Source organism: Devosia sp. A449 (assembly GCF_054489375.1).
The window spans coordinates 159,486-174,443 of record NZ_JBTMWU010000002.1 but is presented as its reverse complement, the minus strand read 5'-3'; the positions used below and the strand labels follow the sequence as shown (position 1 = coordinate 174,443).

12 protein-coding genes are annotated in these 14,958 nt (G+C 63.4%); 5 read left to right on the top strand and 7 right to left on the bottom strand.

Annotation, left to right across the window (positions count from 1 at the left end; all coding sequences use genetic code 11):
• Positions 1-45 precede the first annotated feature (45 nt).
• Together ACX3OW_RS06585 and ACX3OW_RS06580 are read left to right on the top strand one after the other, a co-directional pair.
• Entirely contained in the window at positions 46-534 is a 489-nt protein-coding gene (locus ACX3OW_RS06585; protein ID WP_459094963.1) for an SspB family protein, read from the top strand.
• Between the two features lie 9 nt (positions 535-543).
• Entirely contained in the window at positions 544-765 is a 222-nt protein-coding gene (locus tag ACX3OW_RS06580; RefSeq protein WP_459094962.1) for a ribbon-helix-helix domain-containing protein, read from the top strand.
• Between the two features lie 150 nt (positions 766-915).
• Here ACX3OW_RS06580 and ACX3OW_RS06575 read toward each other — a convergent pair whose 3' ends face one another.
• Together ACX3OW_RS06575 and ACX3OW_RS06570 are read right to left on the bottom strand one after the other, a co-directional pair.
• Positions 916-4,422, bottom strand: a complete 3,507-nt coding sequence (locus ACX3OW_RS06575) for an AsmA family protein (RefSeq protein WP_459094961.1) — start codon at positions 4,420-4,422, stop codon at positions 916-918.
• A 157-nt stretch (positions 4,423-4,579) separates the two neighbouring features.
• On the bottom strand, positions 4,580-6,751 hold the full coding sequence (locus tag ACX3OW_RS06570; RefSeq protein WP_459094960.1) for an esterase-like activity of phytase family protein: 2,172 nt from the start codon (positions 6,749-6,751) through the stop codon (positions 4,580-4,582).
• Between the two features lie 201 nt (positions 6,752-6,952).
• On the opposite strand from ACX3OW_RS06570, the gene ACX3OW_RS06565 reads away from it, so the two are divergent.
• A complete protein-coding gene (locus tag ACX3OW_RS06565; protein WP_459094959.1) occupies positions 6,953-9,307 on the top strand; it encodes an ATP-dependent helicase in 2,355 nt (784 codons plus the stop codon).
• Here the strand turns inward: ACX3OW_RS06565 and ACX3OW_RS06560 are convergent.
• Positions 9,294-9,593 carry a putative quinol monooxygenase gene (locus ACX3OW_RS06560; RefSeq protein ID WP_459094958.1) on the bottom strand — a complete coding sequence of 100 codons (300 nt, stop codon included), beginning with the start codon at positions 9,591-9,593 and terminating at the stop codon, positions 9,294-9,296. The two genes, ACX3OW_RS06565 and ACX3OW_RS06560, sit on opposite strands and share 14 nt — an antisense overlap.
• 105 nt (positions 9,594-9,698) lie before the next feature.
• On the opposite strand from ACX3OW_RS06560, the gene ACX3OW_RS06555 reads away from it, so the two are divergent.
• Positions 9,699-10,568, top strand: a complete 870-nt coding sequence (locus tag ACX3OW_RS06555) for a 50S ribosomal protein L11 methyltransferase (protein WP_459094957.1) — start codon at positions 9,699-9,701, stop codon at positions 10,566-10,568.
• Positions 10,569-10,698: 130 nt separating this feature from the next.
• Here ACX3OW_RS06555 and ACX3OW_RS06550 read toward each other — a convergent pair whose 3' ends face one another.
• Together ACX3OW_RS06550 and ACX3OW_RS06545 are read right to left on the bottom strand one after the other, a co-directional pair.
• The gene (locus ACX3OW_RS06550) at positions 10,699-10,830 is read right to left on the bottom strand and encodes a hypothetical protein (protein ID WP_459094956.1); all 132 of its coding nucleotides are present in this window, start codon (positions 10,828-10,830) and stop codon (positions 10,699-10,701) included.
• A 126-nt stretch (positions 10,831-10,956) separates the two neighbouring features.
• Positions 10,957-11,088: a hypothetical protein gene (locus ACX3OW_RS06545; protein ID WP_459094955.1), complete on the bottom strand. Its 132-nt coding sequence runs from the start codon at positions 11,086-11,088 to the stop codon at positions 10,957-10,959.
• A 115-nt stretch (positions 11,089-11,203) separates the two neighbouring features.
• On the opposite strand from ACX3OW_RS06545, the gene ACX3OW_RS06540 reads away from it, so the two are divergent.
• The gene (locus tag ACX3OW_RS06540; RefSeq protein WP_459094954.1) at positions 11,204-13,027 is read left to right on the top strand and encodes an aminopeptidase P family protein; all 1,824 of its coding nucleotides are present in this window, start codon (positions 11,204-11,206) and stop codon (positions 13,025-13,027) included.
• 183 nt (positions 13,028-13,210) lie between these two features.
• On the opposite strand, the gene ACX3OW_RS06535 is transcribed toward ACX3OW_RS06540, so the two are convergent.
• Positions 13,211-13,672, bottom strand: a complete 462-nt coding sequence (locus ACX3OW_RS06535; protein WP_459094953.1) for a YqhG/Tai3 family protein — start codon at positions 13,670-13,672, stop codon at positions 13,211-13,213.
• Between the two features lie 19 nt (positions 13,673-13,691).
• Positions 13,692-14,951 carry a hypothetical protein gene (locus tag ACX3OW_RS06530; RefSeq protein ID WP_459094952.1) on the bottom strand — a complete coding sequence of 420 codons (1,260 nt, stop codon included), beginning with the start codon at positions 14,949-14,951 and terminating at the stop codon, positions 13,692-13,694.
• Between the last annotated feature and the right edge of the window lie 7 nt (positions 14,952-14,958).

The window sequence follows — 14,958 nt, the reverse complement described above, 5'->3', positions numbered from 1 at the left end:
CGGGATTCGATGCCCAAGACTAACCTACGACCTGGAAGATTGCTCATGGCCGAAGATCACATGCGATACGACATTCTCGCCCAGGAAGCCCTGCGCGGCGTCGTGCGCAAGGTGCTGGCCGAGGTTGCCAAAACCGGACTGCCCGGTGAACATCACTTCTTCATTTCCTTCGTCACTCGCGCCCCTGGCGTGCGCCTGAGCGAGAAACTGCTCGGCCAGTATGACAAGGAAATGACCATCGTCATCCAGAACCAGTATTGGGACCTGAGGGTTTCCGAAACCGGCTTTGAAGTCGGCCTGTCGTTTGACGGCATCCCCGAAACGCTGGTGATCCCCTTCTCAGCCGTCAAAGGCTTCTTCGATCCGTCCGTGCAGTTCGGCCTGCAGTTCGATCCCGCAACCGCGCCCGGCGCTGCTGCGGTTGAAGCCGGCGCCGACGCCGAGCTGGAAGCCACCGCCAGCGCGCCCAGCGGTACCGAAGAAAACGCCGGCGAAAAAGTCGTCAGCCTCGACGCTTTCCGCAAGAAGCCCTGACCTGCACCGATGGACAAGCGCTCCCTGTCCATCGCCGGCCACCGCACCTCCATCGCGCTTGAGCCTGAATTCTGGGCCGCGCTCGACGCCATGGCGGCCGAGCAGGCCCAGACCATGGCCGGCCTGATCCGCCACATCGACGAAAACCGGCAGACCAATAATCTGTCGTCGGCCGCGCGGCTGGCGGTGTTAAGTTGGTATCAGAGCAAGATTGAAGCGGGCGGGCTTTAGCCTGATCGCCGACCAACCCTCTCCCCCCTAAAACAGCGGCTGCCCCATTCCCGAGGATGGGCCCATCGGCTGGAGTCCAAGGTCCAGCGGGCGCTGGACCGACAGATTGAACGGCGTCGGAGGCGGCGGGCGCTGCAGTTGCAATTGTTCCTACTCCAGCCGCCTTGCCTCTTCCTCGGCGGCCAATCTTGCGGCTTCCTCTGCGGCCAGTTTTGCGGCGGCCTCAGCTGCCTTGCGCCGCTGTTCCTCGATCAGCCGATTGCGCTCCTCGGCGGCGGCGCGTTGCCGCTCGGCATCCTCGGCGCGCAGGATTTCGAGGCGATCAACCTCAAGCTCGTTGGCGCGGACCAGAATAGCCCCGATCATCTCGCCCAGATCCAGCGTCACCTCCGGTGCCGGCAACGTGCCGCCCAGCCGGGTGATAATGCGCGAGGTGTCCGGCCCGACCAGGCCATTTTCGTCCTCAAAACCGCGCGGCGTCATGACGAAACTGCCATTGAGGCCGAGCGAATTCAGCGCCAGATTGACACTTCCGGCCAGCCCGGCACCATCGCCCTCGACAATGAAATTGGCCAGCCGGACCACGCCGCCGGCAATGGTGAAGGCCCCGGTGGCAGCGGGCGCATTGAACGGCCCCTGCCCCAGCGCCAGCCCCATGATTGCCGCCATGGCGTCGGCGTCCATATTGAGCACGTCGGTCAATCGGGCGACGGTAGGGAACACATTGGGCGACAATTGCGTGGCCGAAAAATCGCTCAGGGTGAAATTGCCCTCGCCCGAGGCCACTGCCAACACCTCGCCAATGCTGGCGCCGGTGCCCTCAAAGCGCATGCCACCGGCCAGCACTCCATCGAGCATCGTGCCGACCGGTGCAGGCGCCAGCGCGTCGACGGGCATGCCTGTGATCGTCATCCGGCCGCTGACCGTCTTGTCCACCAACGGCCCAGCGCAGCACACCACCATATCGAGGCCCAACTGCCCCGCGCCGGCCACCGCCTCAAACCGCGCCAGCCGCAGCCTGGTTTCGTCCCAACTCAATTCAAAACTGGTCTTGCCCAGCCGCTCGATGCCGCCAGCCGAAACGGCCCCTGCCGTCACCGCCACGGTGCCACGCGTCTGGCGCGCCTGATCGCCCAGCGCAATCGGGCCTTCCGGCCATATCCCGCCACCGCTCACCAGCGCCGCCCGACCAAACAACGTCGCCGCCAGCCCCTCTACAGAGACGGTATCAATCGCCACATCGCCCGCCACCGCGGCTGTGGTGCCAGTGCGCGACAGTGACAATTCGCCGGCAAAGCCGGTGTCGCCCGAAGTTCCGGTGATGTCGGTCAGCCGCGCCAACCGGCTGCCTTCAAAATGCAACTGCGCCGTGCCCGTGGCCATCGGCAGGCTCAGCCCGCGCGCGCCAACAATCCGCGCCAGACCGCCGGCATCGGCCAGCGCGATATCCAGCCGACCGGTGCCCTGAATTTCGCCATTGCCGGCCGCCAGCAGCGTGCCGGCATAGCTGACGCTCTCATCGCCCAGGCTGGCGGTCAGGCTGGTTTGGAGGCTGTCGCGAGGCGTGCCCTCGAAGCCGAGACTGACCAGCATCGAGCCATCGCCGCCAAACAGCGCTGTATCGCCAAAGCCGATCTGCCGGGTCAGCCCGGCAATGTCGGTCGATTCCAGCGCCCCGATGATGCTGAGCGGCGCCGTGATCAGGCCGCCAATGCCCCCGCCGAGTTCAGCCCGCAGATTGAGATCGCTGGCGCCGAGCTTGCCGCCCAAGGTCACCGTTTGCGCGCGGTCGAATATGCCGCCGATATCGACGGTCAAATCCGCCGGCGCCGACAGCGCCAGAAAATCGCGCCAGCTTTGCGGCATGTCCAGCAGATCATACAGCCCCAGCAGCGCCGGCGCATCAGCGACGGCAATGCGCAGCGTGCCCGAACCCGAGAGGTCCGGCGCCACCGCGGTGCCACCGGCGGTCAGCTTTGCATCAAGACCGATGCCGCCCCATGCCTCGGCCGCCAGCCGCGAAAAGCTGACCATGTTGTTGCGCCACTGGCCCTCAGCCACCAATTCCCTGCCGTCGAAGCCCAGCACGCGCGCTTCCTTGCCGGTCAGCGAAAAGCTGCCAAAGGGAAAACTGATGCCAAAGGATGGCTCGGCCGCAACATTGGGCAGCAGCGCCGCCAGCATGGCGCTGCCCGGCCGGCCCAGCGCGTCGAAATGCGCCACCAGATCGAGGCGCTTTTCCTCGCCAAACCCCAGCCGGATTTCGACGCCATGGCTGCGCTCGGCCAGCGTCACCACGCCGCCGACAAGCCCCAGCGCGTCCCCGGCCAGCATCACCTTGCCATCCAGCCTGCCCGGCTGGTTGAACAGTGGATTGTCATCGGACGGCTTGCGCCACAGCGCCGCCAGCCCGTCGAGCCGGGCACTGTTCAGCGAGACCTGACCCTGGAAGGCCGGGCGCTCCTTCTCGCTGGTCAATTGGCCACTGGCGCGCAGCTCTGTATCGCCGGGCAACTGGCCGATAAACTGCTCGATCTGCCAGACCCGGCCATCGGTCCTGGCGTCCATCCGCACATTGCGCAGCGCGAAGCCGCGCAGGGTCACTTCAGCCAGATCGATACCCACCCGCCCCGCCATCGGCGGGATGATCGGCGCCGGCAGTTCCGCCAGCAGCCGCACCGCCTCATAGGGCAATGTCGATGCATCTTCCTTGGCGTCGCGCGGCGGCAGCGAGAAGACGCCGCCCGAAATCACCGCATCGAAACTATGGGCTGCACCCAGCTGAATGCTCGCCGCCCCGGTCAGCCGCGTGCCGGCGCGGTTCTCGTCGGGGCGCAGCGTATAGCCGGACAGCACGATGCGGTCGGTCGAGCCGGTGACCTTGCTTTCCAGCACCAGATCGCCGCGAATATCGGTGGCCACCGTGGTAGCCGGCGGCTTCTGGCGATAGGTGACGGCGCCGTCAAATTTGGGCGCCATGCCGGGCGCCAGCGTGCCTTCGGCAGACAGCGAAAACGCCGCCGAAACCGGCTGCACGAACATCGACACCTGCGCCTTGCCACTCGCATCTGCCGCCGCCGAGTTGAAGCGCAGGCCATAGCTTTGGCCGCGAAAGGCGCCTGTGCCCTGAAATGCGAACGGGCCGTTCAAATTGCCAAGCTTGAATTCGCCGCTGACCTTGTCGGCCACAAAAGTCTCGCCGGAGCGGCGATCCATCAGCCGAATGGTGGCCCCGACGACGCTGGCCTGCCCCAACCCGACGCTGCCATTGCCGCCAACCACCGAAACGCCGCTGCCGAAAAAGCCGCTTTCATCAATGGTGAAATCGATCACCGGCTGGCGCAGCACCAGACGGGTGACGTTGTAATTATCGCGCAGGAAATCCATCAGCGAGAATTCGGCTTCGACGCTGTCGACGGTCGCCGCCGGCTCCTCGGGCGAGCCCACCAGCACATTGGAAAACAGCAGGCGCGGCTGCGGCAGCAGGGTGAACTCAATATCGCCGCGCACCGTCACCGGCGTGCCCAGCACGCTGGTCGCCAGTTCCTCCATCCGGGTGCGATAATCGCTCCATTGGATGAAGTACGGCACGATGAAAGCCCCGGCGAGCACGATGATCGCCAGCGTTCCGACAATGATGTAGATGCGGTTCAGCACTGCACGCGGCCACCCGATTTCCCGCGGCAGAGTGTAGGCAAGCACGCGCCCCGCGCAACCCCGCCATTGCCTTGAATACACGACACGAAATGGCGGCGGCGATTAAATAGCGATGACCGGGCGTCGCCGCCCGGCCATCCATGGCAATTCGGCAGGATCAGAGCGCGCCGATCGACCAGAAGAAGGTCTCGCCCGAGGAGTCGTCCACGCCATCATTGTCGGTGATGACATAGCCATGGCCGGCGGCGTCGACAGCGAAACTCTCCACCTTGTCGACCACATAGCCATTATTGGCCTTGAGGTCGGGAACCAGGTCTCGCACCAGTTCCTTGCTGACGGTCGGCAACTCGCCGCCCAGCGGGGCCGCGACCAGTTCGCTTACCGGCACGCGGTAGATTGCCTTGAGGGCTGCATTGTCGGCGATCTGGTTGTCGCGCTCGATGATGTAGGCGTAGTCGCCCTGCACGGTGATTTCGCTGAGCCCGACCCAGGTGCCTTCGGCGGCCGCCTCGAGCGGATAATGCACCGCGCCCCATTCTTTGGCTTCGGTGTTGTAGGAAACCAGCTTCACCAGACCCTTGGGATCATCCTTCCATTCGCGCTGAATGGCGATCCACAGCGTGTCGCCAATTTTGGCAATGCCTTCCGAACCCGAACGGGTCTCGCCGGCCAGTAGCGCTGCCGGGAAAGCGACCTCATCCTCGATCTCGCCATCCGCATTGACGTGGAACAGCGCATGCGGCGTCAACTTGGCGGTGTCGCCTTCCGAAGCCAGCCAGAAACCGCCTTCGCCGTCCAGCGTGATGCCTTCCAGGTCGAGCTTCTGGGCCGGCACGCCATTGCGGGTAACCACGGTCTTCTTGACGATGCGGGCCGGCTTGGCCGTCGCGTCAATGGTGTAGACCGCCGCTTCGCTGAACGCGCTGTCGCTGACGGCATAGAGAATGCCCGACTGTTCGGCATCACCCACGGCGCCGGACAACGCGGCCCAGCCGATCGGTTTACCGTCGGCATCGAGATCCGACATGATCTGGGGATAGGCCGGCTCGCCTTCAGCGAGTTCAAAGATCATCACATGCGAACCAGCCAGCCCGTCGGGCGACAGATCGGTCTCGTTGGCCGTGACATAGAGATTGCGCGACGGAATGGCCAAGGCGCCTTCCGGGCCAATGCCCGAGGGCACGGACTGCCAATATTCGGGCTCGCCACCGGTGTCCTTGTAGATCGCCACCAGCGAGGAACGCTCCTGGTTGACGAAGATGAAGTTGGTGTCGCCGAACTTGCCCACTTCCATGCCTTCGGGCTCGACACCTTTGGCGTCCGAGCGGCCTTCCGGATAGTGGCCGAGCTGGGCGGCGATATATTCCATCGACGACCCGCTCTCATAGAGTTCGGTGCCGTCCTTGTGGAAGATGGTGAAACCGCGCGAGCCGCCTTCGTAGTCGCCTTCATTGGCGATGACGACGCGGTCACTATCGAGCCACTGGATTGCGTCGGGCTCGCGCTTGCGGCCATGCTGGCTCTCGGTGAAGCTCAGACGACCATCTTCGGTGGCGTCGATGCCGTCCAGGTCAACACTGCCGGCGCTGAAATCGCTGATGATTTTGCCGGTTTCGCCATTGAGGATGACGATGTGGTTGTTTTCCTGCAGCGTCACCGCCAATTCGTTGAGGCTGTTGAAGTCGGTATATTCCGGTTCGGCATCATCGCCGGCGAAATCAGCAACACCGGCCAGTTCGGTGACCCGCATGGTGCCGCAATCGACGCTGCCGCCGGCCACGTCGAAGAAGGTGATATTGCCGCTGGGCAGTTGCGGGATCACGCCGTCATTGAGGTCTTCGTCGCGCTGGTTTTCCATCGAAATGGCAATCAGCGAAGCGTCGAAATTCTTGGCAATGGCGTCGGGCTGGCCGCCCAGATCGCAGGTCGCCTCGATGGTCTTGGTGGCAATGTCGATGATCGCCAGATAACCCGTAGGGGCGGTGAAGTCTGTCGTGGTGTCCGAGGTCACCAGCGCCTTGCCGCCGATCACCGCCACCGAGGTAGGGCCGCCATCCAGCGCCACGAAGCCGGCCGGCTTGGGCGCGGTCGGGTCGGTGATATCGATGAAGCCAATGCCACCCAGCAGCGCATTGGAATAAACCAGCGTCATGCCGTCTTCGGTTGCGGTGATGATTTCGGCCGAGTTCTCGGCCCCCTCTTCGGCATCGGGCGTATTCAGTGCGACCGGGAAGCTGGCAATGCGGTTGAAATACTCGGCAGCGGCGACCGTACCGGTCGTGGCCAGCAACGCCGCCGTGATGGCGGCCAGGTATTTTGGCTTGAACATGATGGAGCCTCGGTTGGAATAGGCTCCGCATAGGGTGGGCACGAGACAGTCCCATGACGCCACCATGACGGATCGGTGACAGCGCCCGCGTTCTATACACCGCACCCGCCAATCCCTATATTGCCCAACGAGAACAAAATAAGATTCGTCAATGCCCGCGCAGTGCGTCCTGCCCCGGACGCCGCGATGGAAAGGCCCTCAATGTCCGGTGATGCTCACCCACTCGATCGCCCCGCTGCCGGGTCGATTACCAGCCAGTTCAAACGGAACCAGGCGCCCGACTATCTGAGCGGCCTCAATGAGGAACAGCGCGATGCCGTGGAGTCCATCGAAGGCCCGTTGCTTGTGCTGGCCGGCGCCGGCACCGGCAAAACACGGGTACTGACCACCCGCATCGCCCACATCATCAATACCAACCGCGCCTGGCCAGGCCAGATCCTATCGGTGACCTTTACCAACAAGGCCGCCCGGGAAATGAAGGAGCGCATCGAAAAGCTCGTGCCGCGGCTCGATGCCATGCCCTGGATGGGCACCTTCCACTCGATCGGCGCCCGCATCCTGCGTCAGCACGCCGGGCTGGTGGGCCTGACCAGCTCCTTCACCATCGTGGATACCGACGATCAAATCCGGCTGATCAAGCAGTTGCTCGTCGCCGACAATATCGATGAGAAGCGTTGGCCCGCCAAGCAGTTCGCCGGAATGATGGATGGATGGAAGAACAAGGGCCTGCTGCCAAAGGATGTGTCGCCGGCCGATAGCGGCAGCTATGCCAATGGTCGTGGCGGCAAGCTCTACGCCGCCTACCAGGCCCGGCTTAAAGCGCTGAACGCCGCCGATTTTGGCGACCTGCTGCTGGAGTGTATCCGGCTGTTCAAGGAAAATCCGGACGTGCTGGCGGAGTACCATCGCAAGTTCAAATACATGCTGGTGGACGAATATCAGGACAGCAACGTCGCCCAATATCTCTGGCTGCGCCTGCTGGCTCAGGGGAAACCAGCCAGCGAAGCCAATATCTGCGTCGTGGGCGACGACGATCAGTCGATCTATGGCTGGCGTGGCGCCGAGGTCGACAACATCCTGCGCTTCGAAAAGGACTTTCCGGGCGCCAAGGTCATAAAGCTCGAGCGCAACTACCGCTCGACCTCGAACATCCTCAAGGCCGCCTCCAACATCATCGCCTTCAACGAAAGCCGCCTCGGCAAGACGCTGCAGACCGATGTGGGCGAAACTGGCGAGCCAGTCTCTGTCACCCAAGTCTGGGACAGCGAGGAAGAGGCGCGCACGGTCGGCGAAGAGATCGAACAATATCAGCGCGGGGGCGAGAGCCTCAACTCCATGGCAATTCTGGTCCGTGCCTCCTTTCAGATGCGCGAGTTCGAAGAGCGCTTCATTACCCTCGGCCTCAATTACCGCGTCATCGGCGGCCCGCGCTTTTACGAGCGCAAGGAAATCCGGGACGCTCTGGCCTATCTGCGTCTCGTCGCCCAACCTGCCGACGATCTTGCCTTCGAACGCATCATCAATGTTCCCAAGCGCGGCATAGGCGACGCCACGCTAAAAATGCTGATGGAGACGGCGCGGCACCAGAACATGCCGCTGCTGGCAGCCACCCGCCTGCTGCTCGAAACCGAGGAACTCAAGTCCAAGCAGCGCACGACCTTGGGTAGCCTGGTAGGCCAGTTCGAAGACTGGGCGTTCCGCACCGCGACGTTGCAGCCTTTCGAACTCGTTGAGCAGATCCTCGAAGAGAGCGGCTACACCGACATGCTCAGCGCCGACAAATCCGTTGAGTCCGAGGGCCGCAAGGAAAACCTCAAGGAACTGAGCCGCGCCATGGGAGAATTCGACACCCTTGGTGGCTTCCTCGAACACATCGCCCTGGTCATGGACCGCGATAACGCCGATGCCGCCGACGCCGTCACCATCATGACCCTGCATGGCGCCAAGGGGCTTGAGTTCAACACTGTCTTCCTGCCCGGCTGGGAAGAAGGCACCTTCCCCAGCCAGCGGTCGATGGATGAAAGCGGCCGAGCTGGGCTCGAGGAGGAACGTCGTCTCGCCTATGTCGGCATCACCCGTGGCCGCAAGCGCGTGCGCATCTCCGCCGCGCAAAACCGCCGCATCCACGGCCTTTGGCAATCGGCCATTCCTTCCCGCTTTCTCGATGAACTCCCCGCCGATGCGGTGGAAGTCACCGATACCGGCTCATCCTATGGCGGCTATGGCTATGGCGGCTATGGCTATGGCGGCGGCGCCAGCAGCCGCTTCAACAAGGCCGACCCATTCGAGAGTGTCTACGAAACCCCCGGCTGGGCTCGCGCCCGCGCCCAACAGGCCAGCCGCAAGGGCGGCGGCCCGCTGACCATCGATGGCGATCTCGTAGCCCGCTCGGTTGACCTGGGCAATGACCGCTCGGCCTTCGGCATGGGCGAGCGGGTGTTCCACCTCAAATTTGGCTACGGCGCCATTGCCGATATCGAGGGCAACAAGCTGACCATCGATTTTGAAAAGGCCGGCCGCAAGAAGGTGCTGGAGAGTTTTATCAAGAAGGCATAAGCCCGATTCCGCCCAGCGGCTCGGTTTCGATCTGCTGGTCAAAGCCGGCAATGAGCGGCCGCGCCTTGGCGATAGTGGCCTGCACCTGCGGCAGCTTGAGCGATGCGGCGTGGCTGTCCTTGCTGTCCCAAACTTCGGTGATCCAGATGCCCTCAGCGCTGACCAGATCGCGAGCGATGACATAGCTACGGCAGCCCGGCATGGGCGCGTTGCCCTCAAGCATGATCGCGAGCAATTCCTCGCGCTTGCCCGGCGGTGCCAGCATCCTGCCCATCAATCCAAACATTGCCTGCCTCCATCAAATCTGGCGCATCCCGGCCGATGCGGGGATAAGTCAGATTGACCTAGCGATGGACTTATCGCAACTAGGCGCTGAACAGAGGATTTCCCCATGGCCGTCGACCAGCTCTCCGCCCCGCTCACCAAGGATCAGGCCTATGCCCTGGTCGATGCCGTCATGGAGCGGGACGATCTGGCGCTGACCGCCTCGGCGCATGAGAATGAAGAGACCGGGGAATGGTTTTTCGAAGCAACCTGCGAGAGCCCGCCCAATGTAGATGCCTTTGTTGAGCTGGCGCGGCAGACCCTGGGCGGCGTGGTGGAATTTTCCGTCGCCCCCATCGATCCCGACATCAACTGGGTCGCCAAGTCGCTGGAAGGCCTGGCACCGGTCATCGCGGGTGGCTTTTACGTTTATGGCAGCCATGAAACCGGGCCAATTCCCGAAGGGCTGACCCCGATGAAAATCGATGCGGCACAAGCCTTTGGCACCGGTCACCACGAAACCACCACCGGGTGCCTCGAAGCCATCGACAAAGTGCTCAAGCGCCGCTCGCCGCAGCGCATGATCGACGTCGGCACCGGCACCGGCGTGCTCGCCATCGCGCTGGCCAAGCGGACCCAGCTGACGGTGATCGCCAGCGATATCGACCCAATTTCGGTGACCACCACCATCGACAATGCCGTCCACAACGGTGTCGGTCCGCAGATCGTCGCGCTGGAAGCGACCGGCGTCGACCACCCCGAAATCCAGAAAAATGCGCCTTATGATCTGCTCGTGGCCAATATTCTGGCCGGCCCGCTAATGGCGCTGGCCCCGGCCATGGCCGCTGTGGCCCAGCCCGGCGCGACGGTAATCCTGTCCGGTATCTTGGAGCATCAGGCCCCCGGCGTCATCGATGCCTATACGCGCGAAGGGCTGGTGCTGAACGAGCAGTTGCAGCGCAAGGAATGGTCGACGCTGATCCTCGAACGGCCCTGACGCCTTTCCACCCACAGTGTCACCCCGGCCTTGAGCCGGGGCCCATCCCCAGATCACCCTGCCTAAAAAGCAAAATCCCCGAAGCGGGCTCCGGGGATCGACAGTGTCGTCAGCAATTCCTGCGGCATCCTTACGGACGCTTGGTGAACGCGCCGATCAGCTGGTGCTGCATGCGATAGCTGACCTGGCGGTTCGATTCACGACCACGGGCGTCGAGGACGGAGCCCAGGGCCTTGCGGAAATCGTTCTTGCTCTCGGTCATTTTCTGTCTCCATGCACGCGATGACGGAAGTCTGTTGCCGCCGTCATGCTCTGTTTAGGCTGGCGGGTAGGATTTGGTTAGGTCCTTTGTCTCAGACCAGCCCTGCGTCCCCCGCAAGTCCCGTTACTATTTGGTAAATTTGTTGTTCAGGCGCGGGTAGCTGCGCTCGAAGCGCTCGACATAGAGGCGTGCTTCGCGCTCGCGGCCGGCGATCAGCGCGTCAAATGCCCGCGCTACGAAATTCTTGTCCTTGCCCATCTTCGTTCTCCTTGGTTCTGCGACTAAGGTAGGCGGTAGTGGGCGATATGCCATGCCCAAAGCCGCACAACAGCCATGTCCGGGGCGCAGCCCGGCGCAAGGAACCGATCCGTTCATGACCGCAAAGAGCTTTCCAGCCACCATTTTCCAGAGCTTTGAGGAAAAAACCGACAGCAAGACAGTCGCTCCGCGTCTTGCCGCATTGCGCGAAGCGATGAGTCAGGCCGGGGTGGATGGCTTCCTCATCCCCCGCGCTGACGCGCATCGTGGCGAATCGGTGCCGGCCAGCGAAGCACGACTGGCCTGGCTTACCGGCTTTACCGGTTCGGCCGGGCTGGCCATGGTGGGCGCCAAGAAGGCCGGCTTGTTCGTCGATAGCCGCTATACGCTGCAGGCTCCGGCCCAGACCGATACCGCTAAATTCACCGTTCATGAGTGGCTGCTGGGCGGGTTGTCGCCCCAGGTGGCCGACTATGTGCCCAAGCTCGGCACCATTGCCTATGATCCCTGGCTGCATACGCCCGGCGAAATCCGCGACCTGGCCGCCAAGCTCGAGGGCCGGGCGAAACTAGTGCCCGGCCCCAATTTGGTTGACACCGTCTGGCCCGACCGCCCGGCCCCCCCAGTCTCGACCATCGAATTTCTCGGCCACAACCGGGCCGGCCAGGCTGCCCCCGACAAGATTTCCGAAATCCAGGCGGCACTGGCCGCCGACCATGCCGACGCAACCGTGCTGACGCTGCCGGAATCGATCTGCTGGCTGTTCAACATGCGCGGCCGCGACGTGCCTAACACCCCCTTCGTGCTCGGCTTTGCCATCGTGCCGCAAAAGGGCCAGCCGACGCTTTATCTCGACCCGGCCAAGATCACCGATGCGGTGCATACCGCACTGGACGGCGTGGCCAAGCTGGCCAGCAGCCCGTCCCTGCCAGCCGCGCTGGCCAAGCTGGGCAAGGCCGGCAAGACCGTGCTGATCGACCCTGCCAGCGCGCCCGAGGCCATCGTAGCAGCGCTGAGCGAGGCCGGCGCAACGCTGGTCGAAAAGCGCGACCCGGTCTTGCTGCCGAAATCGCGCAAGAACCCGGCCGAGCTGGCCGGCATGCGCGAAGCGCATGTTTTGGACGGGGTGGCCATGGCCAAATTCCTCGCCTGGTTCGATGCGACGGCGCCGGGCGGCGAATTGACTGAAATCGGCATCGTCACCGCCCTGGAGGCCTTCCGCCGCGAGGACGAGAGCTGCGTCGACGCCAGCTTCGATACGATTTCCGGCGCCGGCCCCAATGGCGCCATCGTCCACTACCGGGTGACCACCAAGACCGACCGCCGGCTCAACCCCGGCGAACTCATGCTGGTGGATAGCGGCGCACAATATCTGGCCGGCACCACCGACATTACCCGCACCCTATCCACCGGCACCCCGACCGCGGAACAGCGCGACCGCTACACCCGGGTGCTCAAGGGCATGATCGCCATTTCCATGGCGCGCTTCCCCAAGGCCACCACCGGCGCCCAGCTCGATATTCTGGCGCGCCAGTTTCTCTGGCAGGCGGGCGTCACCTATAATCACGGCACCGGCCACGGCGTCGGCGCCTATCTCGGCGTACATGAAGGCCCGGTGGGGATTTCGCCGCGTTACACCATCCCGTTCGAAGCGGGCAACGTCATCTCCAACGAGCCGGGCTACTACAAGACCGGCGAATACGGCATCCGCGTCGAAAACCTGATCACCGTGATCGAGAGCACCGAATTCCCCGGCTATTTCGAGTTTGAAACCCTGACCCTGGCCCCGATCGACAAGCGCCTGATCGACACCGCACTGCTGACGAATGATGAGCGGGCGTGGCTGGATGATTATCACCAGCGGGTGTGGGCCGAGATCGGGCCCAAGGTCACGGGCAATGTGCGGGACTGGCTGAAGGGCGCGACGGCGGCGGTTTAGGACGGCTGCCCACCCACCGGCGTCACCCTCCCCTTGCGGGAAGGGACAGCGAGATAGGGACTTAGCCCAGCGCTAAGTCCTTGATCGAGCTGGGTGGGGGTTTGGCTCCGCAAGCTCAGCGCCCGCGCCCCCACCCTTGATCCCTCCCCGCAAGGGGGAGGGTGTCGACTGAAAGGATGCCGCCTAATACGCCGCTGCCGCCTCGGCAAAAATCTCGCTCAGACGATAGAGATTATCCGGGCTGGTCGATACCACATCGTCGATCTTCCAGCCGTCTTCCAGCACCAGCTCATAGACGAGGCGGCGGCGCTGGCCGAAATTCTTGAAGCTGACCTCCACCGTGGCCGCATCGCCATCCATGGCGGGCGTGCCGATCACCAGATCGGTGACCTCATAGTCCTGACCATCGATATAGGGATCAAAGCTGATGGCGCCCATTTCGCCTTCGGGGGTGATTTCGGCGTCATTGTCGTAGAGCGCCTGCAGCGCCTCGGAACGGAACTGGGTCTCGTCCTCGTAAAAATCGCCACTGAAATAGGGCTCGTAAAAGGCTTCGAGCAGCGCTTCTGGCGATTCATAGGGTTGGGCGGCAGCGAACCCGGTCAGGGTCAAGAACAGGCCGGCGGCGAGTGCGGCTAGGCGCATGGTGATTCTCCAGGTGACGCTAATTGAACCAGAAGGCGTAGTTGAGCCAGTCAGCCCCAAAACTGCGATTGGCGGCAGCAAAGCTCTGCGCATCGGCCACCGGCCCATCCCGCAGGAAGGGCAGTGCGCCGGACCCGGTGAGCAGTAGCACCAGATCGGTTTCCGTCGCCGTCTCGAAATAGGCTTTCAGATCAAAGCCCTGCTTGAAGCGCCAATGCGGCACCAGCAGCTCGCCGGCGAACACCTGATCAAGCGTATCCAGCGTGGCGAGCCAGGCGTCGACGATCTCCTGCGTCACCGCCATGTCGGGCACGATGGAGGTCTGGCGTGGGGACGGCACCAGCTCGCGATTGTCATCTGTTTCGGCGAGGATGGCTTCCCAGTTGCGGCGGGAAAAGCCGGTGATGGCTTTCAGCCGCTCCAGCACTCCGGCCAGCCGCGCGCTGTCGGTCACCGAGAAATCCAGCGTGTGGATGGCGGCGATCAAATCGGCAATGTCGCCATCGCTCTGCGCATCCATGAACAGCGAGCCGCCAACGGCAAAATCCTGCATCGGCAGTCCGGCCTTGGGAAATATCCGGTGCAGATAGGCATTGAACAAGCCGGAGAAATCATGCGCCAGCAGCAGGTCGATCGGCGCCGCGACAATCTGGGTATAGCCGGCAAACCATAGCGCGTCGGCGCGATCGAAACCGATGCTGGTATCCGCGACCGCTTGCGATGGGGCATCGGCAAAGGGGATATCGGCGAAATAACCGACTGAAACAAGCAAGGCGCCCAGCGTTTCATGCGCGTCCGCCGTGCCATTACCATCGAGATCAATGCGCACCCTGAGCGGATCGATGCTGATGACGTAATCGCCCGCCGCGCCGGCATTTTCGAAATGTCCGCATGCCGTATCCAGCGCCGTCACGAAATCGGCGAGGATGGCGTATAGCTGCTCATAACTGAGCGGCTTCGGATCAGGATTGGCGGGGCCGCCGGGCGTATCGTCAGGCCCCACCCCCAGCAATCTGGCCGCAATGGGCATGCCGGGCGTAGCGGCGCCATGACGGTGAAACGCCTGCGCCGCCGCTTCCACGCCATCCACCAAACTCAGCAGCCCGGCGGCGAAACAGGCGTCAGAATGGCGTTCGCCACATTGTCGGAGGACGGTGTCGCGCGCCTCCCCCAGCGTGCCGTCATAGAGGCGCTGGGCGAGTTGATCGCCGGACTCGCTGGCCTGCGCCGCCACGGGCAGCAGCAGGGCGGCGACGGCCGCAGTTCTCAATCCTCGCACGGCCTAA

Bases quoted from the DNA above. Each gene is read 5' to 3' on its own strand.
- ACX3OW_RS06560 (WP_459094958.1), bottom strand. From the start codon at position 9,593: ATGTTTGGATTGATGGGCAGGATGCTGGCACCGCCGGGCAAGCGCGAG.
- ACX3OW_RS06555 (WP_459094957.1), top strand. From the start codon at position 9,699: ATGGCCGTCGACCAGCTCTCCGCCCCGCTCACCAAGGATCAGGCCTAT.
- ACX3OW_RS06585 (WP_459094963.1), top strand. From the start codon at position 46: ATGGCCGAAGATCACATGCGATACGACATTCTCGCCCAGGAAGCCCTG.
- ACX3OW_RS06550 (WP_459094956.1), bottom strand. From the start codon at position 10,830: ATGACCGAGAGCAAGAACGATTTCCGCAAGGCCCTGGGCTCCGTCCTC.
- ACX3OW_RS06540 (WP_459094954.1), top strand. From the start codon at position 11,204: ATGACCGCAAAGAGCTTTCCAGCCACCATTTTCCAGAGCTTTGAGGAA.
- ACX3OW_RS06580 (WP_459094962.1), top strand. From the start codon at position 544: ATGGACAAGCGCTCCCTGTCCATCGCCGGCCACCGCACCTCCATCGCG.
- ACX3OW_RS06545 (WP_459094955.1), bottom strand. From the start codon at position 11,088: ATGGGCAAGGACAAGAATTTCGTAGCGCGGGCATTTGACGCGCTGATC.
- ACX3OW_RS06565 (WP_459094959.1), top strand. From the start codon at position 6,953: ATGTCCGGTGATGCTCACCCACTCGATCGCCCCGCTGCCGGGTCGATT.
- ACX3OW_RS06570 (WP_459094960.1), bottom strand. From the start codon at position 6,751: ATGTTCAAGCCAAAATACCTGGCCGCCATCACGGCGGCGTTGCTGGCC.
- ACX3OW_RS06535 (WP_459094953.1), bottom strand. From the start codon at position 13,672: ATGCGCCTAGCCGCACTCGCCGCCGGCCTGTTCTTGACCCTGACCGGG.